The organism is Streptomyces rubellomurinus (genome assembly GCF_000961885.1).
GTDB classification, from domain to species: Bacteria; Actinomycetota; Actinomycetes; order Streptomycetales; family Streptomycetaceae; genus Kitasatospora; species Kitasatospora rubellomurina.
This window is the reverse complement of the sequence record NZ_JZKH01000103.1, coordinates 1-25,484: the sequence shown is the minus strand read 5'-3', so window position 1 is coordinate 25,484 and position 25,484 is coordinate 1. Positions and strand designations below refer to the sequence as shown.

22 protein-coding genes and 1 tRNA gene are annotated in these 25,484 nt (G+C 73.7%); 9 read left to right on the top strand and 14 right to left on the bottom strand.

What is annotated here, in order from left to right:
- Positions 1 to 74: 74 nt before the first annotated feature.
- From VM95_RS32610 to VM95_RS32590, 5 genes are all read right to left on the bottom strand, one after another.
- On the bottom strand, positions 75 to 1,565 hold the full coding sequence (locus VM95_RS32610) for an HD-GYP domain-containing protein (RefSeq protein WP_052706694.1): 1,491 nt from the start codon (positions 1,563 to 1,565) through the stop codon (positions 75 to 77).
- Between the two features lie 381 nt (positions 1,566 to 1,946).
- Entirely contained in the window at positions 1,947 to 2,330 is a 384-nt protein-coding gene (rsrA, locus tag VM95_RS32605; RefSeq protein WP_045703738.1) for a mycothiol system anti-sigma-R factor, read from the bottom strand.
- Positions 2,327 to 3,070 (bottom strand): sigma-70 family RNA polymerase sigma factor, encoded by a 744-nt coding sequence (locus VM95_RS32600; RefSeq protein WP_425265381.1) that lies wholly within the window; start codon positions 3,068 to 3,070, stop codon positions 2,327 to 2,329. Before VM95_RS32600 ends, rsrA begins: the two co-directional genes overlap by 4 nt.
- Positions 3,071 to 3,364: 294 nt before the next feature.
- The gene (locus VM95_RS32595) at positions 3,365 to 4,000 is read right to left on the bottom strand and encodes an alpha/beta hydrolase family protein (RefSeq protein ID WP_045703736.1); all 636 of its coding nucleotides are present in this window, start codon (positions 3,998 to 4,000) and stop codon (positions 3,365 to 3,367) included.
- A gap of 22 nt (positions 4,001 to 4,022) precedes the next feature.
- Positions 4,023 to 4,769 (bottom strand): SOS response-associated peptidase, encoded by a 747-nt coding sequence (locus VM95_RS32590; RefSeq protein WP_045703734.1) that lies wholly within the window; start codon positions 4,767 to 4,769, stop codon positions 4,023 to 4,025.
- A gap of 133 nt (positions 4,770 to 4,902) precedes the next feature.
- Here VM95_RS32590 and VM95_RS32585 point away from each other — a divergent pair, with 133 nt between their 5' ends.
- The 5 genes from VM95_RS32585 to hisN all read left to right on the top strand — a co-directional run bounded on the left by VM95_RS32585 (position 4,903) and on the right by hisN (position 9,374).
- Positions 4,903 to 5,631, top strand: coding sequence for a M50 family metallopeptidase (locus VM95_RS32585; protein ID WP_045703732.1), 729 nt, complete (start codon positions 4,903 to 4,905; stop codon positions 5,629 to 5,631).
- 68 nt (positions 5,632 to 5,699) lie between these two features.
- A complete protein-coding gene (aroA, locus tag VM95_RS32580; protein ID WP_045703730.1) occupies positions 5,700 to 7,031 on the top strand; it encodes a 3-phosphoshikimate 1-carboxyvinyltransferase in 1,332 nt (443 codons plus the stop codon).
- A gap of 15 nt (positions 7,032 to 7,046) precedes the next feature.
- A complete protein-coding gene (gene rsgA / locus VM95_RS32575; protein ID WP_045703728.1) occupies positions 7,047 to 8,102 on the top strand; it encodes a ribosome small subunit-dependent GTPase A in 1,056 nt (351 codons plus the stop codon).
- 118 nt (positions 8,103 to 8,220) lie between these two features.
- On the top strand, positions 8,221 to 8,544 hold the full coding sequence (locus tag VM95_RS32570) for a DMT family transporter (RefSeq protein ID WP_045703726.1): 324 nt from the start codon (positions 8,221 to 8,223) through the stop codon (positions 8,542 to 8,544).
- 32 nt (positions 8,545 to 8,576) lie between these two features.
- Positions 8,577 to 9,374, top strand: coding sequence for a histidinol-phosphatase (gene hisN, locus VM95_RS32565; RefSeq protein WP_045703724.1), 798 nt, complete (start codon positions 8,577 to 8,579; stop codon positions 9,372 to 9,374).
- 98 nt (positions 9,375 to 9,472) lie between these two features.
- On the opposite strand, the gene VM95_RS32560 is transcribed toward hisN, so the two are convergent.
- From VM95_RS32560 to VM95_RS32545, 4 genes are all read right to left on the bottom strand, one after another.
- Positions 9,473 to 10,948: a catalase gene (locus tag VM95_RS32560; RefSeq protein WP_045703722.1), complete on the bottom strand. Its 1,476-nt coding sequence runs from the start codon at positions 10,946 to 10,948 to the stop codon at positions 9,473 to 9,475.
- Positions 10,949 to 11,123: 175 nt separating this feature from the next.
- Positions 11,124 to 13,115, bottom strand: coding sequence for a tetratricopeptide repeat protein (locus tag VM95_RS32555; RefSeq protein WP_157882262.1), 1,992 nt, complete (start codon positions 13,113 to 13,115; stop codon positions 11,124 to 11,126).
- Between the two features lie 372 nt (positions 13,116 to 13,487).
- Positions 13,488 to 13,561, bottom strand: a tRNA-Met gene (locus VM95_RS32550).
- Between the two features lie 64 nt (positions 13,562 to 13,625).
- Positions 13,626 to 16,661: a UPF0182 family membrane protein gene (locus VM95_RS32545; protein WP_078860887.1), complete on the bottom strand. Its 3,036-nt coding sequence runs from the start codon at positions 16,659 to 16,661 to the stop codon at positions 13,626 to 13,628.
- 177 nt (positions 16,662 to 16,838) lie between these two features.
- Between VM95_RS32545 and VM95_RS32540 the strand changes: the two genes are divergently transcribed.
- A complete protein-coding gene (locus VM95_RS32540) occupies positions 16,839 to 17,411 on the top strand; it encodes a PPA1309 family protein (RefSeq protein WP_045703720.1) in 573 nt (190 codons plus the stop codon).
- A gap of 11 nt (positions 17,412 to 17,422) precedes the next feature.
- Here VM95_RS32540 and VM95_RS32535 read toward each other — a convergent pair whose 3' ends face one another.
- The 4 genes from VM95_RS32535 to VM95_RS32520 form a co-directional block, all read right to left on the bottom strand.
- Positions 17,423 to 18,550, bottom strand: a complete 1,128-nt coding sequence (locus tag VM95_RS32535) for a YlbL family protein (protein ID WP_045703718.1) — start codon at positions 18,548 to 18,550, stop codon at positions 17,423 to 17,425.
- Positions 18,551 to 18,608: 58 nt separating this feature from the next.
- Positions 18,609 to 18,800, bottom strand: coding sequence for a hypothetical protein (locus VM95_RS32530; protein ID WP_045703716.1), 192 nt, complete (start codon positions 18,798 to 18,800; stop codon positions 18,609 to 18,611).
- 213 nt (positions 18,801 to 19,013) lie between these two features.
- Positions 19,014 to 19,454 carry a molybdenum cofactor biosynthesis protein MoaE gene (locus VM95_RS32525; protein ID WP_244179030.1) on the bottom strand — a complete coding sequence of 147 codons (441 nt, stop codon included), beginning with the start codon at positions 19,452 to 19,454 and terminating at the stop codon, positions 19,014 to 19,016.
- Between the two features lie 98 nt (positions 19,455 to 19,552).
- Complete coding sequence (locus VM95_RS32520) at positions 19,553 to 20,701, bottom strand: NAD-dependent epimerase/dehydratase family protein (RefSeq protein WP_425265380.1); 1,149 nt, start codon at positions 20,699 to 20,701, stop codon at positions 19,553 to 19,555.
- Between the two features lie 200 nt (positions 20,702 to 20,901).
- Here VM95_RS32520 and VM95_RS32515 point away from each other — a divergent pair, with 200 nt between their 5' ends.
- Both VM95_RS32515 and VM95_RS32510 read left to right on the top strand, forming a co-directional pair.
- On the top strand, positions 20,902 to 22,425 hold the full coding sequence (locus tag VM95_RS32515) for a zinc-dependent metalloprotease (RefSeq protein ID WP_045703742.1): 1,524 nt from the start codon (positions 20,902 to 20,904) through the stop codon (positions 22,423 to 22,425).
- Positions 22,422 to 23,009 (top strand): NUDIX hydrolase, encoded by a 588-nt coding sequence (locus VM95_RS32510; protein ID WP_045703712.1) that lies wholly within the window; start codon positions 22,422 to 22,424, stop codon positions 23,007 to 23,009. The genes VM95_RS32515 and VM95_RS32510 overlap by 4 nt, the downstream gene beginning before the upstream one ends.
- A gap of 73 nt (positions 23,010 to 23,082) precedes the next feature.
- Here VM95_RS32510 and VM95_RS32505 read toward each other — a convergent pair whose 3' ends face one another.
- Positions 23,083 to 23,712, bottom strand: coding sequence for a M48 metallopeptidase family protein (locus tag VM95_RS32505; protein WP_045703710.1), 630 nt, complete (start codon positions 23,710 to 23,712; stop codon positions 23,083 to 23,085).
- Positions 23,713 to 24,036: 324 nt separating this feature from the next.
- On the opposite strand from VM95_RS32505, the gene VM95_RS32500 reads away from it, so the two are divergent.
- The gene (locus tag VM95_RS32500; RefSeq protein ID WP_052707710.1) at positions 24,037 to 25,125 is read left to right on the top strand and encodes a ThiF family adenylyltransferase; all 1,089 of its coding nucleotides are present in this window, start codon (positions 24,037 to 24,039) and stop codon (positions 25,123 to 25,125) included.
- Positions 25,126 to 25,484 lie beyond the last annotated feature (359 nt).

Below are 25,484 nucleotides of genomic sequence, written 5' to 3'. Positions count from 1 at the left end.
GCCCCCGCCCCCGCCCCCGCCTGCGGCCGCCCGGGCCGTGCGCCCGGTACGGGCCGTGCGCGCCCGCGGCCCGGTCACGGCTGCCCGGCCATCGGCGCGCCCCCGCCCTGGGCGGGCACCCGGCCCGGCGCCGCCCGGGCCGGCTCCGGCACCCCGAGCGGGATGTCCGGCACGGCCCGGATGGCCTCGTCGGGCGGCGGCAGCACCGGCTGCCAGTCGTGCACGGCCAGCGCCTCGATCAGCGCCCGCACCATCACCGGGTCGAACTGGCTGCCCGAGCAGCGCTCCAGCTCCGCCACGGCCTCGGTGACGGGCCGCCCGCGCCGGTAGGAGCGGGTGGAGGTCATCGAGTCGAACGCGTCGGCGACGGAGATGATCCGGGCGAACTCGGGAATCCGATCGCCGGCCAGGCCGCTCGGGTAGCCGCGCCCGTCCATCCGCTCGTGGTGGTGCAGGATGCCGGCGTGCGCCTCGCCGAGGAAGTCGATCCCGCGCACCAGCTCGTACCCGTACACCGGGTGGACCTCCACCGCCCGGCGCTCCTCCTCGGTGAGGGGACCGTTTCTGCGCAGCAGCTCGGTGGCCACGCCCAGCTTGCCGACGTCGTGCAGGATCCCCGCGAAGCGCAGGGTGCGCAGCCGCTCGGCCTCCATGCCGAGCTGAGTGGCGATCAGCACCGAGGCCCGGCCGACCCGTTCACTGTGGCCCCGGGTGTACGCGTCCTTGATCTCCACCGCCTGCACCAGCGACTGCACGGTCGCCTGGTGGGCGTCCCGCTCGCGCTGCCCCTGGGCGAACACCCAGGCCGAGATGGACAGCGGCAGCAGCGCCAGCAGCGCGGCGAACGCCCCGTACGGGCCCTGCCACAGCACCGCGACCATCAGCCCGCCGGCCGCGTGCACCAGCACCGGCAGGCCGCACACCGAGCGGGCCCCGCGCAGCAGCACGCCGGGGTGGCGGCCCTCGGTGAGCATCAGCATCCCGCCCACCAGCACCCCGTTGACCAGGCAGAACGCCGCGACGGCGGCGAAGCCGGGCAGCAGCGCGGCCGGGAAGCGGGAGCCGAGCAGCAGCTCCGGGCCGCGCAGCAGGTGGAAGGCGACGGAGGACGCGAAGGCGCACAGCGCGAGCTGCGAGCCGTTGAACAGCTGCCGCCTGCGGGGGCGTGTCTGCCAATTCCAGCCGGGCGCGCGGCGAATGGACAGACACGCCCGGCTGCCCGGCGCGATCGGCCCGCCGAGCAGCGCGGCCGGCACGGCGACCAGCGCGGCGGCGGCCGGCGGGAGCATCAGCACCCCGGCGAACAGCACCGGGAAGAAGGCGTTCGCCCCGGTCCGGGCGGGCGCCCGCTCGGGGAGCGCGGGGCGGAGCAGGGCCCGGCGCACGAGGCGCAGGCAGGGGGTCGGCAGACCCTGGGCGAGCGACTCCCAGCAGCCGTGCAGGAAGGAGAGCAGGGCGACCTTCGGCCAGTCCACCGGGGCGGCGAGCCAGCGCGGCACCCCGGGCGCGAGGGGGGCCGGGAGCAGCGGCAGCAGACAGCACAGGGCCGCCACCGGGACGGCCACCGCGTAGCGCGCCGCCCCGGGCGCCAGGGGTTCGCCTCCACTGTCGGTAGCGATCTCGACCTCCCCGCCGTCCGGGCCCGCGTTGCCTCAGCACGCCGGGCCAACCGGCGGTGAGCGTCCGTCAGGAGGATAGGGCGCTCGTCGCGCGCGGGGACGCATGATCGCGCAATGGCGCAGTTGGCGCACCGCCAACTCACCCGAACGAGTGAGGGCGCACGCGAGCAGAACGGGAGCGGCCCCGGGAGCGCATGCTCCCGGGGCCGCTGGACACCCGGTTCGAACCCTCCGGCAGGCGTCACCGACGCACTGCCCCGCCCGGCCGACCACCCCGCACAGCCGTCACGCACCGTGACCGCGGCGCTGGGGCGGGCCCCGCCGGCGTCACTCCGCCGGTGCGCCGGCCTCGACCGGCTCGCCCTCCGCCGCCAGGCTCGGCGCCGGCCGGGCGGACTCGACGTGCACCTCCACCGAGGCCGTCTCCACGACCACCACCGGCTCGCCCGAGCGCTGCCCGGCCCGGATCGAGTCGATCCTGGCCAGCACCTTGCCGCGCAGGTCGGCCGGGGTGTCGTCGCACCCGCAGGAGCGCTTGATCAGCGCCTTGATCGCCTGCTCCAGCCCGTACTGCTTCAAGCACGGCGAGCACTCGTCGAAGTGCTCGCGCAACTTGGCGCAGTCGCCCTCGGCCATCTCGTTGTCGAGGAATTCATAGAGGTGGTCGAGGACCTCGCCACACTCGGTTTCGTGCGGATCGCCGCAGCTCATGAGCCCGAGCCCTTCGCTTCCTGCCCTGCCCCGCTGCCGGCCGGGACGAGCCCGCGCTCACGGGCGTAGTCCTCCAGCATGCCGCGCAGCTGACGACGGCCGCGGTGCAGCCGGGACATCACCGTACCGATGGGAGTACCCATGATGTCCGCGATCTCCTTGTACGCAAAGCCTTCTACGTCCGCGAGATAGACGGCGATCCGGAATTCCTCCGGGATGGCCTGGAGCGCGTCCTTCACGTCACTGTCGGGGAGGTGGTCCAGGGCCTGGGTCTCGGCCGAGCGCAGACCGGTCGACATGTGCGACTCGGCGCGGGCCAGCTGCCAGTCCTCGATCTCCTCCGCCGCGGTGCGCTGCGGCTCCCGCTGCTTCTTGCGGTACGAGTTGATGAACGTGTTGGTGAGGATGCGGTACAGCCAGGCCTTGAGGTTCGTGCCCTCACGGAACTGGTGGAAGGACGCGTACGCCTTCGCGAACGCCTCCTGGAGCAGGTCCTCCGCATCGGCCGGGTTGCGCGTCATGCGCAGCGCCGCCGAGTACATCGGATCCAGGTAGCCCAGGGCGTCGCGCTCGAAGCGCTCCCGCCGGGCCTCCTCGCTCTCCTCCGCCGACACCCGGAAGGTGTCCTCGCCGATCGCCTCGGCCAGCTCCTCACCGGTGAGCGCCTCGCCCGCAGGCAGGGCCTCGCCCGGGCCACGGCCCGGCTCGGCCTCGTGCTCGGTCCCGACGACCGGACCCACCTCCTCGGCATGACGAGCGCGGCCCACGGCGGGCCGCCCAGAAATGGAGGATATCGGGCTGACGGGCTTCTCGCCCGCGTCGAGCCAGTCCGACCACGAGGGAGCGAACGCCGTGGCGGCCTCGCGCTCCTCAGGCCGTTCGGGGCACGCGATCGAACCCATCTGCCCTGCCTCTCACCGGTGACTCGTAGCTGCCGCTCACGCTGACGAAGGCGACAACCACCCGGAGCCCGCAGGCATTCCCGCCCGCACGCACCATTCACTCGCACGAGTGATCGACCCGGTACGCCCCGCTCACCCCAGCCGCAGCACGAAGTCCCCCACCGCCCCGCAGAGCAGGTCCAGCACCTCCTCCTGCCCCACCTCCGCCCGCTTCGGCACCTCGAACCCGTGGTTCCCGTACGGCAGCGCCACCAGCTCGTGCCCCGGCGGCAGCCGCGGGAACTCCCCCGGCCCGCCGAACGGGTCCGCCGGCCCCTGCACCACCAGCGTCGGCAGCCCCGACTCCAGCAGCTCCTCGGCCCGGCTCCGCTCCGGCCTCCCCGGCGGGTGCAGCGGGAACGCCAGCGCCACCACCCCCACCGCCCCGGTCGCCGCGCCCGTACGGCACGCCACCCGCGCCCCGGCACTGCGCCCGCCGACCACCAGCGCCGGCCCCCGGGCCGCCAGCAGCTCGACCACCGGCCGCCAGCCCAGGTCCAGCGTCCTCGGCGCCGGCGCCACCTTCCGCCCCGCCACCCGCCACGGCTGCTCCACCAGCGCCACGGTGATCCCGCGCGGCGGCAGCGCGGCTGCCAGCGCCACCAGGTCCCGGGCCTCCACCCCGCCGCCCGCGCCGTGCCCCAGCGCCAGCACCGCCCGGGGCTCCACCGCCCGGTGGTACGTGATCCGGGCCTCGCCCGCCTCGGTGTCCACGAGCTCGACGGTCATCCCATGGCTCCCATTCGACAGTTCAGAAGAGTGTGGTCTCGACCTCGGTGTACGGCTCCACGAGCTCCGGGCCGTTGTTGCGGATGCTCCCCACCGCGGGCGACACCGGCGTGGCCAGCAGCGCCCCCGGCGGCGGCGGTATCAGCAGCCCGCGCAGCTCCTCCGGGTCGTCCGCCCCCGGATCCAGCCACGCGTCCCACGAACCCGCGTCCAGGAACAGCGGCATCCGCTCGTGGATCGGCGCCAGCAGCTCCTCCGCCTCCGTCGTCACCACCGCGAAGGTCACCAGCCAGGCCCGCGGATGGTCCGCCGGCACCGTCCGGTCCCGCCAGAACTCGTACAGCCCCGCCAGCGCCAGCGGCGCACCGTCCGCCCGGGACACGAAGAACGGCCGCTTGCGCGCCTTCCCCCGCGCCCCCGGCACCGTCTGCCACTCGTAGTAGCCGTCCACCGGCAGGATGCACCGCCGCGACGCGAACGCCTGCCGGTACGCCGGCTTCTCGTGCACCGTGTCCGCCCGGGCATTGATCATCTTCACCGCGGTCTCCGCCGAACCCGACCACTGCGGCACCAGCCCCCAGCGCAGCGCCCGCAACTGCCGCACCGCCCGCGGCTCGTGCTTCGCCAACCGCTCCAGCACCACGAAGGCACTGTTCGTCGGGGCGACGTTCCAGTTCGGGTCCAGCGTCTCCCCCGGATCCCAGAACTCCACGCCGAACAGGTCGACGAGGTCCTCGGGCCTGCTGCTGGCTGCGAAGCGACCGCACATGCGGGCCAGCTTGCCATGCCCGCCCTCCTCACCACTTCCTCATCCCCCCGGCAGAACCACCCGCCCCCGCCCGCCCGTCCCCGCATGGGAGGCTGCCCCGAACGGCCCAACGCAGCGGACGGAGCCAAGGACCATGAGCACGCACCCGACCGACCACACCCTCGGCGACCTGTGGGACCAGGTCACCGGCACCCAGGCCGCCCCGCCCGGCTGGCTCGTCCTCACCACCGGCTGCGCCGCCCTGCTCGCCGTCCTCGCCCGCCCGATCTGGCACGTCGCCCGCAACGCCGTCACCATCGCCCACGAAGGCGGCCACGGCCTCGCCGCCCTCGCCACCAACCGCAAACTCGCCGGCATCCGGCTGCACTCCGACACCTCCGGCCTCACCCTCTCCTACGGCCGCCCCACCGGCCCCGGCATGGTCCTCACCGCCGCCGCCGGCTACACCGCCCCCGCCCTGCTCGGCCTCGGCTGCGCCGCCCTGCTCGCCGCCGACCGCATCACCCTGCTGCTCTGGCTCGCCATCGCCCTGCTGCTCGCCCTGCTCGTCCGCATCCGCAACGCCTTCGGCCTGTTCACCGTGCTGCTCGCCGGCGGCGCCTTCTTCCTCGTCTCCTGGTTCGGCACCGCCCAGGTCCAGGCCGGCTTCGCCTACCTCGGCTGCTGGTTCCTGCTCTTCGGCGCCGTCCGCCCCGTCCTGGAACTGCAGCACCAGCGCCGCATCGGCTGGGCCCGCGACTCCGACGCCGACCAGCTCGCCCGCCTCACCCACGTCCCCGCCCTCGCCTGGGTCGCCGTCTTCCTGCTCACCGCCCTCGCCAGCCTCGCCCTCGGCGCCTCCTGGCTCCTCCAGCCGCTGTAGCCGACCGCCCGTCCCGCCATGCGGGCCAGCGCCGGAACGCCCCCGCGCCGCGCCCTAGACTGGCCCCCATGACCGAGACCCTGTGGCCCGCCCCCGTCGCGACCACCCCCGTGGACGCCACCGTCACCATCCCCGGCTCGAAGTCGGTCACCAACCGGGCCCTGGTGCTGGCGGCACTCGCCGACGAGCCCGGCTGGGTGCGCCGCCCGCTGCGCAGCCGCGACTCCCAGCTGATGGCGGACGGTCTGCGCGCCCTCGGCGTCGGCATCGAGGAGCAGGTCAACAACGACTCCGGCGGCTACGGCGGCGGCGAGGCCTGGCGGGTCATCCCCGCCCCCGCCCTGCTCGGCCCGGCCACCGTCGACGTCGGCAACGCCGGCACGGTCATGCGCTTCCTGCCCCCGCTCGCCGTCCTCGCCGACGGCCCCGTGCACTTCGACGGCGACCCGCGCAGCCACGAGCGCCCCCAGCACGGCGTCATCAACGCCCTGCGCGCCCTCGGCGCCCGGATCGAGGACGACGGCCGCGGCACCTTCCCCTTCACCGTGCACGGCACCGGCGGCCTGGACGGCGGCCCGGTCGAGCTCGACGCCTCCGCCTCCTCCCAGTTCGTCTCCGCCCTGCTGCTCTCCGGCGCCCGCTACCGGCAGGGCGTCGAGGTCCGGCACGTCGGCGGCCCGGTGCCGTCGCTGCCGCACATCCGGATGACCGTCGAGATGCTCCGCAAGGCCGGCGTCCAGGTCGACGCCCCCGAGGACGGCGGCGAGAAGGACGTCTGGCGGGTCACCCCCGGCGCCCTGATCGGCCGCGACCTCGTCGTCGAGCCCGACCTGTCCAACGCCGCCCCGTTCTTCGCCGCCGCCCTCGCCACCGGCGGCCGGGTCACCGTCCGCGACTGGCCCAAGCACACCACCCAGCCCGGCGACCAGCTCCGCGAGCTGTACACCCGGATGGGCGGCGCCTGCGAGTTCACCGACGAGGGCCTGCAGTTCACCGGCACCGGCCGCATCCACGGCATCGAGGCCGACCTGCACGACGTCGGCGAGCTCACCCCGGTGATCGCCGCCGTCGCCGCCCTCGCCGACTCCGAGTCCCACCTGTACGGCATCGCCCACCTGCGCCTGCACGAGACCGACCGGCTCGCCGCCCTCGCCAAGGAGATCAACGACCTCGGCGGCGACGTCAGCGAGACCGAGGACGGCCTGCGGATCCGCCCCCGCCCGCTGCACGGCGGCGTCTTCCACACCTACGAGGACCACCGCCTGGCCACCGCCGGCGCCGTCATCGGCCTCGCCGTGCCCGGCGTCCAGGTCGAGAACATCGCCACCACCGCCAAGACCCTGCCCGACTTCCCGCAGTTGTGGGCGGACCTGCTCGGCGAAGCGGCGGCGGGCAGCTGAGCGGAGACTGAAGCCATGCGCCGCTACGGCAAGGACGCCGACGAGGACGACATCCGCAACCGCCCCGCCCGCCGGGGCTCCCGGCCGCGGACCCGCATCCGACCCAAGCACGAGGACGCCGCCGAGGCGATGGTGCTCACCGTCGACCGCGGCCGGCTCACCTGCCTGGTCGACCCGGGGACGAAGCAGGAACGCGAGGTCGTCGCCATGAAGGCCCGCGAACTGGGCCGCAAGGGCGTCGTCGTCGGCGACGTCGTCAACATCGTCGGCGACCTCTCCGGGGACGCCGACACCCTCGCCCGGATCGTCCGGGTCGAGGAGCGCAGCTCCGTCCTGCGGCGCACCGCCGACGACGACGACCCGTACGAGCGGATCGTCGTCGCCAACGCCGACCAGCTCGCCATCGTCACCGCCCTCGCCGACCCCGAGCCCCGGCCCCGGCTGATCGACCGCTGCCTGGTCGCCGCCTACGACGCCGGCATGGAACCGCTGCTCGTCCTCACCAAGTCCGACCTCGCCCCGGCCGAACCGCTGCTCGAGTCCTACGCCCCGCTCGGCATCACCTACGTGGTCACCCGCCGGGACGAACTGGAGACCACCGGCGCCGAGGCCGTCCGCGAGCACCTGCGCGGCCTGTCCACCGTCTTCATCGGCCACTCCGGCGTCGGCAAGACCACCCTGGTCAACTCCCTCGTCCCGGACCGCCAGCGGCAGACCGGCCGGGTCAACGCCGTCACCGGCCGCGGCCGGCACACCACCGTCTCCGCCCTCGCCCTGCGCCTGCCCCCGCCGCCCGGCGCCAAGCCCGGCTCGAAGAAGGCCCTCGACACCGGCTGGGTGATCGACACTCCGGGCTTCCGCTCCTTCGGCCTCTCCCACATCGACCCGTCCCGGGTCATCCACGCCTTCCCCGACCTGGAGCCCGGCACCGTCGACTGCCCGCGCGCCTGCAGCCACGACGAACCGGACTGCGCCCTGGACGCCTGGGTCGCGGACGGCCACGCCGAGGGCGCCCGGCTGTACTCGCTGCGCCGCCTGCTCTCCAGCAAGGAGGCCCGCGAGGGCGACTGACGCCCGCGCCGCCCTCCGGCTTCCCCGCCGTTCGAGGTGTCGGACCGCGCCCGCCTGGTGATCATAGGAAAGTCGGGCCGGCGCGGGCCCGGCCCGTCGATCGACAGGGAGGGCACGGATGGCATGGGCCCTGGTGGTCCTGGCCGGCCTGCTGGAGACCGGCTTCGCGATCAACCTCAAGCTCAGCGAGGGCTTCACCAAGCTCTGGCCCACCGTCAGCTTCTGCGTGTTCGCCCTCGGCAGCTTCGGCCTGCTCACCCTCTCCCTCAAGAGCCTCCCGGTCGGCCCCGCCTACGCGGTGTGGACGGGCATCGGCGCGGCCGGCACCGCGATCTACGGCATGGCCTTCCTGGACGAGACCACCTCGGTGCTCAAGCTCGTCTCCATCTCCCTGGTGATCGCCGGCGTCATCGGCCTCCAGCTCAGCGGCACGGCCCACTGAAGCGGGGGAGGCCCTGGGCTAGGGTTTCGCCCATGGCCGACTACCACGACGATCTCCGACTCGCCCACGTCCTCGCCGACTCGGCCGACTCGGTCACCCTGGAGCGCTTCCGCGCCCTCGACCTGAAGGTCGAGACCAAGCCCGACCTCACCCCCGTCAGCGACGCCGACAAGGCCGCCGAGGAGCTGGTCCGCGGCGTCCTGCAGCGCGCCCGCCCGCGCGACGCCGTCCTCGGCGAGGAGTTCGGCCTGCAGGGCTCCGGCCCCCGCCGCTGGGTGATCGACCCGATCGACGGCACCAAGAACTACATCCGCGGCGTCCCGGTCTGGGCCACCCTGATCGCGCTGATCGAGGACGGCCCGGACGGCGTCGAGCGCCCGGTGGTCGGCATCGTCTCCGCGCCCGCGCTGCAGCGCCGCTGGTGGGCCGCCGAGGGGCTGGGCGCCTTCGCGGGCCGCAGCCTCGCCAAGGCCTCCCGGATCCACGTCTCCGGCGTCTCCCGGATCGAGGACGCCTCGCTCTCCTACTCCTCGCTGTCCGGCTGGGAGGAGCGCGGCCGCCTCGACCCGTTCCTGGACCTCACCCGGGCCTGCTGGCGCACCCGCGCCTACGGCGACTTCTGGTCCTACATGATGCTCGCCGAGGGCGCCGTCGACATCGCCGCCGAGCCCGAGCTGTCGCTGTGGGACATGGCCGCGCCCTGCATCGTCGTCCAGGAGGCCGGCGGCCGCTTCACCGGCCTGGACGGCATCGACGGCCCGGGCGGCGCCGACGCCGTCGCCACCAACGGCCTCCTGCACGAGGAGACGCTGCGGCGCCTCAGCGTCTGAGCGCCGCTCCGGCTCGGAGGCGAGCGGGCGAGCAGCAGTGCGGGCCCCTTGACCAGTGGGAGCTGGTCAAGGGGCCCGCGGCCTTCCCGGTCCGGCCGTTACCGCTTGCGCAGCTCCCGGACCGCCGCCTCCAGCCGCTGCCCGTAATCGGCGTCGGCCTTGCGGAAGTTGTCGATCGCCCGCGCCACGATGTCCTCGCGCTCGGCCGAGACCTTGGCGATGAAGCCCGCCAGGTTGGCGATCAGCCGCTGCTTCTCCTCCTCGGAGTACAGCCGGTACAGGGCGCCGGCCTGCCCGAAGTCGTCGTCCTCGGCGTGGGCGGGCGCCGCGTGGGTGCCGGTGTGGCCGTCGACGGCGGTCGCGGCCCACAGCGGGCGGCCGGTCTGGACCGGGCCGCCGAAGCTGTTCGGCTCGTAGTTCTTCTGCCGCCCGTGCCGCCCGTCGTACAGGTACCCGTCGCGGCCGTTGGTGCGGGCCTCGGTGGCGTGCGGGCGGTTGACCGGCAGGTGGTCGGCGTTGATGCCGACCCGGTAGCGGTGGGCGTCGGCGTAGGCGAACAGCCGGCCCTGGAGCATCTTGTCGGGGGACGGGCCGATGCCGGGCACGAAGTGCGCCGGGGAGAACACCGACTGCTCGACCTCGGCGAAGACGTTGTCGGGGTTGCGGTTCAGCTCCAGCCGGCCGATCTCGATCGGCGGGTAGTCGGCGTGCGGCCAGACCTTGGTGAGGTCGAAGGGGTTGAACCGGTAGGCGGCGGCGTCGGCCGCGGGCATGATCTGCACCTGCACCGTCCAGCTGGGGAAGTCGCCGCGCTCGATGGCCTCGCGCAGGTCCCGCTGGTGGCTGTCCGGGTCCTCGCCGGCGAGGGCGTTGGCCTCGGCCTGGGTGAGGTTGCGGACGCCCTGGTCGGTCTTGAAGTGGTACTTGACCCAGAAGTGCTCGCCGGCCTCGTTCTGCCACTGGTAGGTGTGCGAGCCGTAGCCGTTCATGTGCCGGTAGGAGGCCGGGATGCCGCGGTCGCCGAACAGCCAGGTCACCTGGTGGGTGGCCTCGGGCGACAGGCCCCAGAAGTCCCAGACGTTGTCGGCCTCCTGCGAGCCGGTGTACGGGTCCCGCTTCTGGGTGTGGATGAAGTCGGGGAACTTCACGGCGTCCTTGATGAAGAACACCGGGGTGTTGTTGCCGACGAGGTCGTAGTTGCCCTCCTCGGTGTAGAACTTCACCGCGAAACCGCGCGGGTCGCGCACCGCGTCGGCCGAGCCGAGGTTGCCGGCCACCGTGGAGAAGCGCAGGAACACCTCGGTCTGCCGGCCGGCCTCGGCGAGGAACGCCGCCCGGGTCCAGGGCGTCACGTCGGCGGTCACCGTGAAGGTGCCGTACGCGCCGGCGCCGCGGGCGTGCACCACGCGCTCCGGGATCCGCTCCCGGTTGAAGTGCGCGAGCTTCTCGAACAGCAGCTGGTCCTGGACGAGGGCCGGGCCGCCGACGCCCGCCGTCTCGGTGTTCTGGTTGTCGGCGACGGGGGCCCCCGCCTCCGTGGTGAGGGTCGGGCGCAGCTCGTCCTGGGTGGTCATGGGGGTGCCTCCGCGTCATCCGGTCGTCGTGCTGACACGATCCTAACTTAGACATTGTCCAAGTCAACACCGATACCAATCCCCTGGCATGACCCGTCCTGTCCCGGGAACCACCACCGCGACCACCGCCGCACCGGCCCGGCCCGCACCCCAACTGCCGCCCCCGGCAGGGAAATCAGGCGCTCAACTCCGCGTGCAGCGCGCCGAGCAGCCGCCCGGCCCGCTCCGCCACCTCGGCCGGCCCGTAGTCGATCGCCCGCCGGCACCAGTTCTCCGCCTGCACCGGCTCGCCCCGGCGCAGCGCCAGCAGCGCCAGACGCAGCGCCGCCCGCCCGTGCCCCGCGTCGGCGGCCCGGGTGTACCAGAGCATCGCCTCCGCCTCACTGTCCTGCCGCGCCAGCAGCAGCCCCAGGTTGAACGCCGCACTGCGACTGCCCGCCTCCGCCGCCCGCCGGTACCAGCTCTCGGCGATCTCCAGCGCCCCCCGCTCGGCCGCCCGCACGCCCATCCGCACCTGCGCCCGCCGGTGCCCGGCGTCCGCCGCCACCGCGTACCAGTGCTCCGCCTCGGCGTCCGCGTCCCCGCGCCGGTCCAGCACCGAGGCCAGCCGGAACGCCCCCTCCGCCGACCCACCCGCCGCCGCCTGCCGGTAGCGCTCCAGCGCGCCCGCCAGGTTGCCGCGCTGCTCCTGGACGACGGCCAGCTGCAGCGCCGCCTCGCCGTGCCCCTCCGCGGCCGCCCGCGCGTACCACTCCTGGGCCTGCCGCTGCTCGCCGCGCCCGGCGTGCAGCACGCCGAGGTTGAACGCGCCGTCGACGCTGCCCGCCTCGGCGGCCTTGGAGAACCACGGCTCGGCGCCGGACTCGTCGCCGCGCTGCAGCAGCACGACGGCCAGCGCGTTGCAGGCCTCCCGGTGCCCGGCGTACGCGGCCCGGCGGTACCACTGCTCGGCCTGCTGCTCGCGGCCGGCGCCGGCGCACAGCAGCCCGAGGTTGAAGGCGCCGTTCTGGTCTCCGGCGTCCAGCGCGGTGCGGTACCAGTGCTCGGCCTCCCGGGCGGCGCCGCGCCCGGCGTGCAGGGCGCCGAGCGCGTTGGCGGCGTTGCCGTCGCCGGCCTCGGCGGCCTCCTGCCACCACTCGGCGGCGGCCGTGAGGTCCCCGGAGTCGCGCAGCAGGAAGCCGAGCGCGCAGGCGGCCCGCGCCTCGCCGTTCTGCGCGGACTGCCGGTACCAGCGGGCGGCCTCGTCCAGCAGCGCCTGCTCGCCGCCGGAGCGCTCCTCCAGCAGCACGCCCAGGCGCAGCGCGGCGCGGGCGTGGCTGCGGGCGGCGGCGGTGCGGTACCAGGCCTCGGCGGTGTCCTTGTCGCCGGCGGCCTCGCGCATCCGGGCCAGCCGGTAGGCGGCCTCGCGGTGCCCGGCGTCGGCGGAGACCTTGAACCAGCGCTCGGCCCGCACGTCGCGCCGGTGCTCCATCAGGTCGCCCAGCGCGTAGGCGCCGAGCGGGTGGCCGTGGTCGGCGGCGAAGTGCAGCCAGTACTCGGCGGCCTCCTCCTCGCCCTGGTCGCGCAGCTGCAGGCCGAGCGCGTGCGCGGCCGGGGCGCTGCCGGCGACGGCGGCCTGGCGCCACCACTGGCCGGCCTCGGCGCGGTGGCCCTGCTGGTGCAGCAGCACGCCGAGGTTGTTGGCGGCGGCGCGCAGCCCGGCGGCCGCGGCGCGGCGCAGGTAGGCCTCGGCGTCCTCCAGCTCGCCGCGGCGCAGCAGCAGGGTGCCGAGCCGGCAGGCGGCGTCCGGGTCGCCGCCGTCCGCGGCCTGCCGGTGCCGGGCCTCCAGCGCGGCGGACTCGCGGGCGGCGAGCGCGGTCTCGAAGCTGGTCGGGTCCAGGCCGGCCGGGTCGAGCGCGGCGCCGGCCGGGCCTTCCGCGGCGAGGGCGCCGCCCTGCGGGCCGTAGCTGCCGACCTCGGCGGCGAACTGACGGGTCGGCACGTGCACCAGGCTGTCCGGCCCGGACCCGCCGGCCGGCGGGCGCTCGGAGAGTCCGCTGGTGCGCTGGGCGGGCAGGGCACCGGGGCGGCTCTCGGGGCTCTCGGTGCTCTCCGCCCAGGCGTCGGTGTCCGCCTCGACGGCGGCCGCCGGCTTGGCGCCCGGGCCGTACTTGCCGATCAGCCTCATGCCGACTCCCGCTCCCCCAGAGTGACGCGGCACCGCGCCCCGGCCCGTCGCCGGGGGGACTCCCAGGGGAGGCGCCGGACCGGACGACCGGTCAGCAGCCGTGCACCGTCCCCCATGTGTCCCATCGTCGCATCACCCGCAACCCGCGTACACCTGCCCCGGCCGAATTCGGGCGGGGCCGACCCGAAGCCGACGAAATTGCTTCGGCGCTTTGTCGATTTCCCGACACACCGACCCCACAAACCCCACTGCCGTCCTCCTTGGCGACGGTCGATAGTACCGGAGCGGTTCCCCCCGCTTGCGGGGGAGAATCCCGCGGCGGGAACGCAGAAGGCCCGGAGGACGAATCCTCCGGGCCTTCCGGCTACTGAGTAGCGGGGACAGGATTTGAACCTGCGACCTCTGGGTTATGAGCCCAGCGAGCTACCGAGCTGCTCCACCCCGCGTCGGTGGTTAAACCATAGCACGGTCGCGGGGTGGAACGGAAAACGGTTTCCGCAGCTGGGAGGCCTACGGCCGGGGGCTCGCCGATCCCCCCGCCGCCGGGGCGGCCGGCGGCGGGGGCGCCGTGGTGCCCCCCGGAGTCGGCGCCGGGGCGCCGCCACGGGCCGCCTCGGCGGCCTTCAGCGCGTCCCCGAGCGCCTTCTGCGCGGTGCCGTACGCCGCCCAGTCGCCGTTCTTGAACGCCGTCTGGCTGTCGTTGTACGCCTTCTCCGCGTCACCGAGCGCCTTCTGCAGCTCCGGCGAGATCGTCCCGCCCGGCGCCGGGGTGGCCGGCGCGGTGGGCGCCGGCGTCGCCGATCCGGTCGGCGCCGGCGTCGCCGGGGCCGTCGGGCTGGTCGGGGTCCCCGGCGCGGTCGGCGTGCCGCCCTGCGTGGACGAGGTCGACGGCGCGACCGGCGTCACCGGCGGCGTCCCGTCGCCGAACAGCTTCTTCAACGCGTCCTCGAGGGTGTTCTCGAACGCCACGTTGTCGTCCCCGTACACCGCCAGGACCTTCTGCATCGTCGGGTACTTGGCGCCGCGCCCGCGCACGTACACCGGCTCGACGTTCAGCAGCCCGCCGCCGACCGGCAGCGTCAGCAGGTTCCCGTACTCCAGCACCGTGTCGCCGTTCTTCAGCGCGTAGATCTGGTTCGCCACCTCCTTGCGGGAGTTGAACTTCGACTGCACCAGACCCGGGCCGGGGGCACCGGACTCGCCGGTCATCTTCAGCACCCGGATCTTCCCGTAGTCGTCCCCCGGGTCCGCGTTCACCGCCATGAACGCCGCCAGGTTCGGCCGGTCGTTGGGCACGAACGAACTCGTCAGCGAGAAGCTCGCGTTCGCGGCGTCCGGCATCCGCACCGTCACGTAGTACGGCGGCTGGACCTGCTTGGTGTCGCTGGTCGGGTCCACCGGGACCTGCCAGATGTCACTGCCGTTGAAGAACGAGTTGGAGTCCGTCACGTGGTACTGGCCGAGCAGGTCGCGCTGCACCTTGAACATGTCCTGCGGGTAGCGCAGGTGCGGCAGCAGCGACTGCGGGATGTCCGCCTTCGGCTCGACCGTGCCCGGGAAGGCCTTCATCCAGGTCTTCAGCACCGGGTCCTTCTCGTCCCACTGGTAGAGCTTCACCTCGCCGGTGTACGCGTCCACCGTGGCCTTGACCGAGTTGCGGATGTAGTTGACCTGGTTGGCGACGGCCAGCAGCTCACCGCGCTGGTTCGTCAGCGAGTCCTTCGTCGCGGTGCCCAGCGTCGTCTTCGACGAGAACGGGAAGCCGTCCGAGGTGGTGTAGCCGTCCACCACCCACACCACGTGCTTGTCCATCACGACCGGGTACGGGTCGGCGTCGATCGACAGCCACGGCGCGACCTTCTCCACCCGCTCCTTCGGCGTCCGGTTGTAGATCACCTTGGCGCCGTCGGTGATCGCCCCCGCGTACAGGATCTGCGGCTCCGCGAAGCGCACCGCGTACGCGGCCCGCGTGATCGGGTTGTCCAGCGAGACGCCGCTCGCGCCCTCGTACGTCGTCTCGACGTTCACACCGGTCTTGACGTCGGTGTAGTCGATCTCCTTGTTCGAGCCGCCGACGATCGAGTACGACGTCGTCTTCTCGCCGTAGTAGATCCGCTGCTCGTAGTCCCCCAGCGTGCCCGTCGCCGGCAGGCCCGACTCGGTGAACACCGGCTGGCCCGTCGTGTCGACCTGGTTGCCCTTGGCGACCACCGCGCCGTAGCCGTGGGTGTACTTGAAGTGGTCGTTGATCCAGTTGCGCTGCACCCCGTTCAGGTCCAGCTCGCGCAGGCCGATCACCGCGTCCTGCTTGCCCGCGCCGCTGCCGTACCGGTCCACGTCCAGCGTGCTCGGGAAGGCGTAGTAGTTGCGCTGCTGCTCCAGCGACTGGAACACCGGCGACACCACGTTCGGGTCCACCAGCCGCACGTCCGCGACCGTCTGCGCGTCCGGCTTCAGCGCGTCCGCCGTCGTCGACCCCTGCGGGGTGTACGAGGTGGTCTGCGCGTCCGCGATCCCGTACGCCTGCCGCGTCGCGTCGATGTTCTTCTGGATGTACGGCGTCTCCTTGGCCTGCTCGTTCGGCTTGACCTGGAACTGCTGCACGATCGCCGGGTACAGCCCGCCGATCAGCACCGCCGACAGCACCATCAGGCCCAGCCCGATCAGCGCCGGCGCCCAGGTGCGGCGCACCGGCGTCAGGAAGAACAGCACCGCGCAGATGACCGCCACGAAGAACAGGATCGTCTTCGCCGGCAGGAACGCGTTCGCGTCCACGTAGCGCAGGCCCGTCCAGCCCGAGACACCCTTGTACGAACCGGTCTTCACCGCCAGCGCGTACCGGTCCAGCCAGTACGCCGCCGCCTTCAGCAGCACGAACACGCCCAGCAGCACCGCCAGGTGCCCCTGCGCTCCCGCACTCGCCCGCCGGCCCGGGCCCTGCAGCCGCAGCCCCCCGTACAGGTAGTGCACCATCGTCGACGTCAGCAGCGACACGATCACCGCGCTGAACGCGAAGCCCAGCACGAACTCGTAGAACGGCAGGTCGAACGCGTAGAAGGAGACGTCCATGCCGAACTGCGCGTCCTTCTCACCGAAGGACGTCGAGTTCACCCACATCAGCCAGGTCCGCCACTGGCCGGACGCGGCCGCGCCCGCCACCAGCCCGATCACCAGCGAGATCCCGATCAGCGCCCAGCGCTTGAACGGCGCCAGCCCCGCCCGGTAGCGGTCCAGGCTCTGCTGCTCGACCGACATCGCCGACAGCGGCGGCCGCAGCCGGTGCGCCAGCCAGATGTTGAAGCCGACGACGGCCGCCATCAGCAGGCCGAACACCGCGAACAGGCCGACCTTCGTCCACAGCTGCGTGGTGAACACCGACGAGTAGTGGACCGACCTGAACCACAGCCAGTCCGTCCAGAACCCGGCGAACATGACGAACAGCAGGAACAGCACCGCGAGCACGCCCAGGGTCAGCAGGGCGACCCGCGCCCGCCGGGAGGGCGGGCCTACCCTGCGCCGGAAACCCGGCCCTGAGCGTTCCGGCATCTGGAATACCACGGTGGCACCTCAGCTGTGTCGTCTGGAGTCGGTCGGTCTTCAGAGCAACTTAACCAGGCTTTGGCCGAGTTCCCACCGTTAGCAGACGGTTACTACACCCCGCACCCGGCCGCCGCCCCGCCCCACGAGGCGCCCGCGGGCCGCCCGACGTGTGAGGATTGGGGCATGTCCGACGCGTCTGCATTCAGCAACTCCCCCGACGACGTCTCCAAGCTCCCGGCCGCCTCCCCGCTCACCCGGGCCGCGCTGGAGATCGACGAGTACGCCGCCTCCCTCGGCTGGGACCTCCCCGCCCGGCTGTTCGCCCTGGTGGACAGCGCCGCCCTGCGCAAGGCCGACCCGCGCATCGCCAAGCAGCTCGGCCTCGCCGACGACGACGCGGCCGGCCTCACCCCCGTCGAGCAGGAGGAGATCCCGGCCGGCATGGAACTCGACAAGTTCCTCGCCACCATCGCCTGGCCCGACGCGGTGGCCGGCTGCGCCCTCGTCGTCGAGCGGCAGATGCTGCCCCCCGGCGCCGAGCAGTCCCGCCCGCGCGGCGCCAGCGACGCCCAGCTCGCCGAGTGGGTGGCCAACCACCCCCAGCGCGAGGAGGTGCGGATCACCGCCGCCGTGCTGCGCGACGGCAAGAAGGAGATCGCCCTGCGGCTGCGCTCCAAGGACGTCGCCCGCGAGGTGCTGACCGGGCCGGACCTGGTGCCCGGCCTGACCGAAGCGCTGCTGGCGACCTTCTCCTAGCGGGCCTGAGACTACTTGGCGCAGGACGGCAGCGCCGAGGCCTGCCCGGAGCGGATCTGCTCCAGCGACTTCAGCGCGCCGTCCAGCGTGTCCGTCCTGACCAGGGTCAGCCCGGACGGCACGTTCTTCGCCGCCTCGGCGCAGTTCGAGGACGGGGTGAGGAAGTACTCGGCACCGGCGTCCCGGGCCGCGATGATCTTCATCGCTATCCCGCCGATCGGGCCGACCTTCCCGTCGTCGTCGATGGTGCCGGTGCCGGCGACGAACTTCCCGCCGGTGATGTCGCCGCCCGGGGTGAGCTTGTCGATGATGCCGAGCGAGAACATCAGCCCGGCGCTCGGGCCGCCGACGTCCTGCAGGCCGATGTCGATCTGGAACGGGTAGGTGTGCCGGATGCCGGTGCCGATGCCGACCGCCGCGAGGTCGGCCCGCTCCGCCGGGGCCTTCGGGTCCAGGTCGCGGACCTTCACGGTCGGGACGGTGACGTCGGTGCGGGCGCCGGGCGCGGCCGGCTGGGCGGCGGCGGCCGGGCCGCCCGCCGCGTCCTTCACCCGGGGCACCACGGTGAAGACCGCGGACTCGCCCGGCTTGTGCTTGGTGACGGCGGCGACCACCTGGTCGACCGAGGTGACCGCGGCGCCGTCCACGGCGACGATCTGGTCCCCCGCGTGCAGCCGGCCCTCGGCGGGCGCGCCGGCGGTGACCGACTTGACGATCAGCTCACTGCCGACCGGGACGCCCAGCTGCTTGAGCGCGGCGGTGCGGGCGCTGTCCTCGGAGGAGGCGAACTCCTCGGCGTTCTGCTTCTTGGCGTCGGCGTCCGTCTGCCCCTTCGGGTAGACGTTGTCGTGCGGCACCACCAGCACGTCGTCGCGCAGCCAGCCGATCACCGCGTTCACCAGGCTGGGCTCGTACCGGGCCCCGGTCACCTGGACGGTGGTCATGTTGAGGTGCCCGGTCGTCGGGTACGAGTCGTGCCCGGTGATGGTGATCACCGGCTTCCCGCCCTGGTCGCCGAGCGTGTTGTACGTCGGGCCCGGACTCATCTCCGTGTACGGCACCTTCATCAGCACCGAGACGCAGAGCAGCGCTATGAGCAGCAGGGTGGCAGCGAGCATCGTCGCGGAGCGGCGTGGCATGCCTCGACAGTACGGGACGCCGGCGACGCGGCGCCCGGCGGGCCGGGGCTTCGGGCCGCTACCGGCCCGAGTGCTCCCGGGAGGCGGCGGCGCCGGCGGTGGTGCGTTCCATCGCGGCCATGAAGCGCCGGTGCTCGGCGAGCGAGGCCGGGTCCCCCGTGGCCCTCGGGGCCCGCTGGGCCCAGCCGGCCCACATGGCGGCGAGCAGGACGGCGATGACCGGAATGATCAACCAGGCGAGCGCACTCATGTCGGTACTCCCAGCTCGTCGTGTCTACGAGCAGATTAACCACTCCGGCGGACAACGCCGACGGCGCCGTCCGGGTTACGGCACCGCCGATCGGCTCACTTCCAGGGAGTATTCGAGGCCCCCGCCCGGGCCCGTTCGAGTGAGGACCCGGCGCGCCTCACCCGGCGACCGCGCAGCGTGTGCAGAACGCCACCGTCCGCACCCGCCGCGGCCTCAGCACGCCCCGGCGCCGACCCACTCCTCCTCGCCGTCCGCGAAGACCTGGTGCTTCCAGATCGGCACCTCGTGCTTCAGGTCGTCGATCAGCCGGCGGGCCGCCGCGAAGGCCTCGCCGCGGTGCGCGCAGGAGACGGCGACGATCACGGCCTTGTCGGTGATCTCCAGCCGGCCGACCCGGTGCACCGCGGCGAGCGCCAGCACCGGGAAGTCCGCGACGACCTTCTCGGCGACCCGGCGCATCTCCTGCTCGGCACTCGGGTGGCAGCTGTACTCCAGCGCCGTCACCGACTTGCCGCCGTCGTGGTCGCGGACCGTCCCGACGAAGACGGTCGTCCCGCCGGCCGCGTCGTCGCCGACCGCCTCGTACACCTCGTCCAGGGAGAGCGGGGTGTCGCGGACGGCGAGCAGGCGGATGGGGTCGTGGTTCTCGGACATGACCCCATGATTGCCCATCCCCGCCCGCCCACGACAAGGGGTTTCCACATCACGATGTGGCAATTCCGCATCGTGAGAAGCGCCGCCTCCGCGGTGGGTCAGAACCGACGCCGCTTCCGGGCCCGCCGCACCAGCGCCGCCGTACCCACCAGCGCCACCGTCGCCCCGGCCGCCCCCAGACTCGTCGCCGCCTCCTTGCCCCCCAGCCGGCGCCCCGCCACCGCGTGCTTGCCCGACACCTGCGCCAGCAGCTCCGCCAGCACCTGCTCGTTGGTGAACCCCGGACGCCAACCCGCCTCGTGCAGCCGGCTGCCCGACACCACCCACGGATACATCGTGTACGCCAGATCCCCCGCCGGAGCCGGAGTCAGCCCCAGCCGGTGCAACCGCGCCGCCGTCCCCAACGCCAACGACGCCGGCAACTCCATCCGCCGGATGCCCGACAGCCGCTCCACGTCCTCCTGCTCCAGCCAGCCGTCACAGCCGACCGTCACCTCGCCCTCGACCAGGCCCAGCGCCGCGTACTCCAACGCCCCCGCCAGATCGTCCACGTGGCAGAACTGCCAGCACGGGCGCGAACCCGCCACCACCAGCAGCCGCGGCGCCTCGAAGTGCCGGGTCAGCACCGTGTCCACCCCCGGCCCCACCACCACCGCCGGGCGCAGCACCGTCACCTGCAGCCCCGGATGGGCCCGCGGCGCCCGTCTCGCCAACCGCTCGATCTCCAGCAGGTCCCCGACCAGCGAGGCCTCCTCGGTCGCCCGCAGCTCCGAGTCCTCCGCCAGCGGCACCTCGTTGTCCGCCAGCGCCCCGTAGACCATCGCCGACGTGCACAGCACCACCCGGTGCACCCCCGCCGCCGCGGCCGCCGTCAGCACCGTCTGCGCGCCCCGCACGTTGTACGCGCTGCGCGCCCGCGGATCCGACTCCATCCCGAAGTCCATCGCCAGGTGCACCACCACGTCCACCCCGGCCAGCCGCTCCGCGACCGCGGGGTCCCGCACGTCCAGCACCCGCCACTGCACCCCCGGCACGTCACCGCGCCGATCGTCCACCGCCAGCACCCGGCGCACGTGCGGCGAGGCCACCAGCCGGGCCGCGACCCGCTCGCCCAGCACACCCGCGGCACCGGTCACCGCCACGGTCAGCGGCCGCCCGCCGTAGGCTGGAGGCGGCGACGCCGTGGTGTCCGGGGCGTCCTCTCCTCCGGTCAGCCCAGAGCGAACGTCCGAAGGCGGGGAACTCACCGGCCATCCTCCACGGTTAGCTTATGTGCGTACGGACGTGTGTCACGTACGTCCATCCTGCCCGAGGCGAAGGCCCCGCGGTGCACCCGGCGCGGGCCTGCCGCACGGGAGCCGCGCACGAGTCCCCCACTGAGCCGGTGCCCCGGGCGGGCAGCACATCCCGCCACACCCGCATGACGGCCGACCGGATCGAGGACCCCGTGAGCGACCTTCCCTTCGGATTCGGCGTTCCGCCCGAGGAGCCCGAGGACGGCAAGGCCAAGCCCGACGACGCGCAGAAGAAGAAGGACCAGGGCCCCACCGAGCCCGCCGCCGGCGGCCAGCAGCCGTTCGGCTTCGGCACCGGAAACCCCTTCGGCGCCCTCTTCGGCATGCCCGGCATGCCCGGCACCCCGGGCGCCCCCGGCGGCGCCGACAACCCCTTCGCCGCGATGTTCGGCGGCCTCGGCCCGAACGACCTGGGCGCCGCCTTCCAGCAGCTCGGCCAGATGCTCTCCTTCGAGGGCGGCCCCGTGAACTGGGACCTCGCCACCAACATCGCCCGCCAGACCGTCATCGCCGAACCCGCCGAAGGCAAGACCAAGGACCGATCGGTCAGCGCCGCCGAACGCTCCGCCGTCGCCGAAGCCGTCCGCCTCGCCGACCTGTGGCTCGACGGCTCCACCGAATTCCCCTCCGGCGCCGGCACCGCCGTCGCCTGGAGCCGCGCCGAATGGATCGAGGCCACCCTCCCGGTCTGGAAGGACCTCGTCGACCCCGTCGCCGAACGCGTCGGCACCGCCATGGGCGGCGTCCTGCCCGAGGAGATGCAGGCCATGGCCGGCCCCCTCATGGGCATGATGCGCTCCATGGGCGGCGCCATGTTCGGCACCCAGATCGGCCAGGCCCTCGGCGCCCTCGCCGCCGAGGTCGTCGGCTCCACCGACATCGGCCTGCCCCTCGCCCCCGCCGGCAAGGCCGCCCTGCTGCCGCAGAACGTCGCCGAATTCGGCGAGGGCCTCAACGTGCCCACCGACGAAGTCCGGCTCTACCTCGCGCTGCGCGAAGCCGCCCACCAGCGCCTCTTCGCCCACGTCCCGTGGCTGCGCGCCCACCTCCTCGGCGCCGTCGAGGCCTACGCCCGCGGCATCAAGGTCGACACCACGCGCATGGAGGAACTCGTCGGCCAGCTCGACCCGAGCAACCCCGAAGCCCTCCAGGACGCCCTCGCCGGCGGCCTCCTCCAGCCCGAGGACACCCCCGAGCAGAAGGCCGCCCTCGCCCGCCTGGAGACCGCGCTCGCCCTCGTCGAAGGCTGGGTCGACGCCGTCGTCCACGCCGCCGCCGCACCCCACCTGCCGCAGGCCGACGCCCTGCGCGAAACCGTCCGCCGCCGCCGCGCCGCCGGCGGACCCGCCGAACAGACCTTCGCCACCCTCGTCGGCCTCGAACTGCGCCCCCGCCGCCTGCGCGACGCCGCCCGGCTGTGGGCACTGCTCGCCGACGCCCGCGGCATCGAAGGCCGCGACGCCCTCTGGGAGCACCCCGACATGCTGCCCACCGCCGCCGACCTGGACGACCCCGACGCCTTCGTCCACCGCGGCAGCGGCGACCTCGAAGGCGGCATCGACTTCGACGCCCTCGACAAGCTGCTCGGCGAAGCCGCCGCCGGCAACACCGGAAAGCCCGACCTCACCAAGAACGACGACGGCGACACCGACGGAAAGGGCGAGCCCACCGCATGACGTCCACCCACCCGGACACCCCCGCCCTGCACGCCGACGCCGTCCGCACCCTGACCGACTGGCGCCCCGCCGAACAGGAACAGGACCAGCTGCGCCGCGACTACCTGGCGCACCTCGACGAGCAGCCCGAAGGCCTCTACCGCGCCTGCCTGCCCGCACACATCACCGCGAGCGCGGCCGTCGTCGACCCGGCGGCCGGACGGGTGCTGCTCACCCTGCACCCCAAGGTCGGCATGTGGCTGCAGATGGGCGGGCACTGCGAGCCCGGCGACCCCACCCTCGCCGCGGCCGCGCTGCGCGAGGCCGTCGAGGAGTCCGGCATCCCCGACCTCACGCTGCTGACGGCGGACGGCGTGCCCGTCCCCGCCAAGCTCGACCGGCACCAGGTCCGCTGCACCGGCAAGGACCGGCCGGAGAACACCCACCTGGACGTCCAGTACATCGCGCTGGCCCCGGCCGGCGCGCAGGCACTCATCAGCGAGGAATCGCTGGACCTGCGCTGGTTCGACTACGACCACCTGCCGGAGCTCACCGACCACTCGGTGCGCGACCTCGTCGCACGCGCCCGGCAGCTCACCGGCTGAAGCACGACGACAACGAGGGGCGCGGGCCCGTACGGCCCGCGCCCCTCGCCCGTCCCTCCCCCGATCCCACCGCTCAGCCGCAGGAACCCGCCGGATCCACCCCGGGCCCCTCGCTCCGGGCCCCCGGAATGTGCGGCAGACGGGCCGCCGACACCACACCCTCCAGATAGCCGCGCGCCCGCTCCGTCCGGGGATAGGCCTCCAGCAGCGCCCAGAACGCCGGCCCGTGGTCCGGCACCAGCAGGTGCGCCAGCTCGTGCAGCAGCACGTAGTCCAGGACGTACTCCGGCATCCCCTGGAGCCGGTGCGACAGACGGATCGTCCCCTCGGCGGGGGTGCACGAGCCCCAACGCGAGTTCTGGTTGGTCACCCAGCGGACCTGCACCGGCTGGGCCCGGCCGCCCAGATAGGCCGCCGACAGGTCACGGGCCCGGGCCATCAGGGCGTCGTCACCCAGAACCCGCCGCTTCTCCTGGGCCGCGAGCTTCTCCAGCATCTGCGCCACCCAGCGCTGCTCCTCGGCGTGCGACATCCGCGCCGGAATCAGCACCACCGTGCGGTCACCCTCCCGGTACGCCGACACCGTCCGGCTGCGGCGGGCACTGCGGCGCACCTCGACCCGGCTTCGGTCGTGCGGCTCGGCGGGCCCGGCCCCCGTCTGCTGCTCCTGGTCCGGGCGCCCGCGCGTGCTCGGCGCCGCCACTTGCGACCCGGACGCTGCACGGGCACGCCGACGCGACGCCGATGGATGGGAGTCCCGCTCGGCTGCCATGCCACACGACGTTACCCGCTACCACCGACAGAAGTCCGGTGCCCAGGCCGAAATCTTTCATGGAGTGATCGGGAACGAAAGGTCGACAGCGGGTGTCCGGAAATCGACGCCCGGGGGGATCGCCAGTTATCCACAGGGCCTGCGAACAGATCATGTGATCATGACTCTGGGCCTGTGGATAACTTTCCGCACGACGTCGGCCCGATGGTGTTAGCTGCGATCAGCCGTCCGGAAACGATCGGAAGGAAGATCGCCGTGCGCCTTGCCCTGAAGCCCGCCCTGTCCCGCAGCTGGCGGGACTCCGAGACCCTGCAGTTCGGCACCGTCACCCGCTTCGCCGGCGTGCTCGGCAACGCCGACAAGACACTCTGCGCCTTCCTCGCGCTGCTCGACGGCACGCGCGACCGACCGATACTCCTGGACGCCGGCGAACGCATCGGCCTCGGCCGCGAACCCGCCGCCGCCCTCCTCACCGAACTCGAGGAGACCGGGCTGCTGGACGACGCGGAAGCATCCGGCAACGCGCTCGAACGCTTCCCGAAGGCACACCGGGACCAACTCGGGCCGGACCTCGCCTCGCTCTCCCTCGTCCACTCCAGCCCCGGCGCCGCGCCGACCGTCCTGGCCCGCCGGGCCGACCTGCGGATCGAGGTCCGCGGCGCGGGACGGGTCGGCGCCGCCGTGGCGGCGGTGCTCGCCGCCGGCGGCGCCGGAACGGTCACCGTGGCGGACGGCGGGCGGGTGCTCCCCGGCGACTGCTCCCCCGCGGGCATCCCCGCCAAGGACGTCGGCCGGCTGCGCTCCACGGTCGCCCGGGAGGCGGTGCAACGGGCCTCGGCCCGGCCACTGCTGCCCGCCCCGCGCCGAAAATCCGGCGAGGCACCGCCCGACTTCGTGGTGCTCGCGCCACGGGACGGCAGCGCCGCCTTCGCGGGCGGGACGTACGAGGCCCGACTGCTGTTGCGGGCCGGCGTGCCGCACCTGTACGTGGGCGTCGTCGAGGAGTTCGGCATCATCGGGCCGCTGGTGATCCCCCGGATGTCGGCATGCGGGCACTGCCTGGTGCTGCGCCGCGAGGACGAGGACGCCGCCTGGCCGCGGGTCCTGGCCCAGCTGGCCCAGAACGGGCCCGGCCGGGCCCGCACCCCGGCCTGCGACACGGCCCTGGCGACGGCCGTCGCCGGCCTCGCGGCGCTCCACGTCCAGGTCTACCTGGACGGCGGGCGGCCGCCGAGCGTCGACGGCTGGTGCGAGGTGTCGGCCGGCGACGGCATGCCACGGCGGCTGCGGCTGCGCGGACACCCGGACTGCGGCTGCCTGTGGCAGCCGCTGCCCCCGGGCTAGAGGAGACGAGGAGGAGAAGGCACGAACGACGACGGGCGCGGTCCCGGCGGCTGCACGGCTCGGCAGCCACCGGACCGCCCCACGGCACCACGGGCACGCCCCGGCCGGACGAGCCGATGGCCGGGCCAGCCCGAGGTCCGATCGCCCCCACGGGGCCGGAGGCCGGGTGCGCCGCCGGAGGGCAGAAGCACGCCCTCACGGCCCGCGCCCTGCCAAGGGCAGGGCGCGGGCCGGCGATGAACCGGGGAGGCACGCCGGGGAGACACGCCGGGGAGCCGCCACACAAGGTACGAGGCGGGCGCCAGGAACGAGCGCGAGCGGTGGGTGGGTGGGTAGGCGGCGTGGCGGCGGGTGGTGGG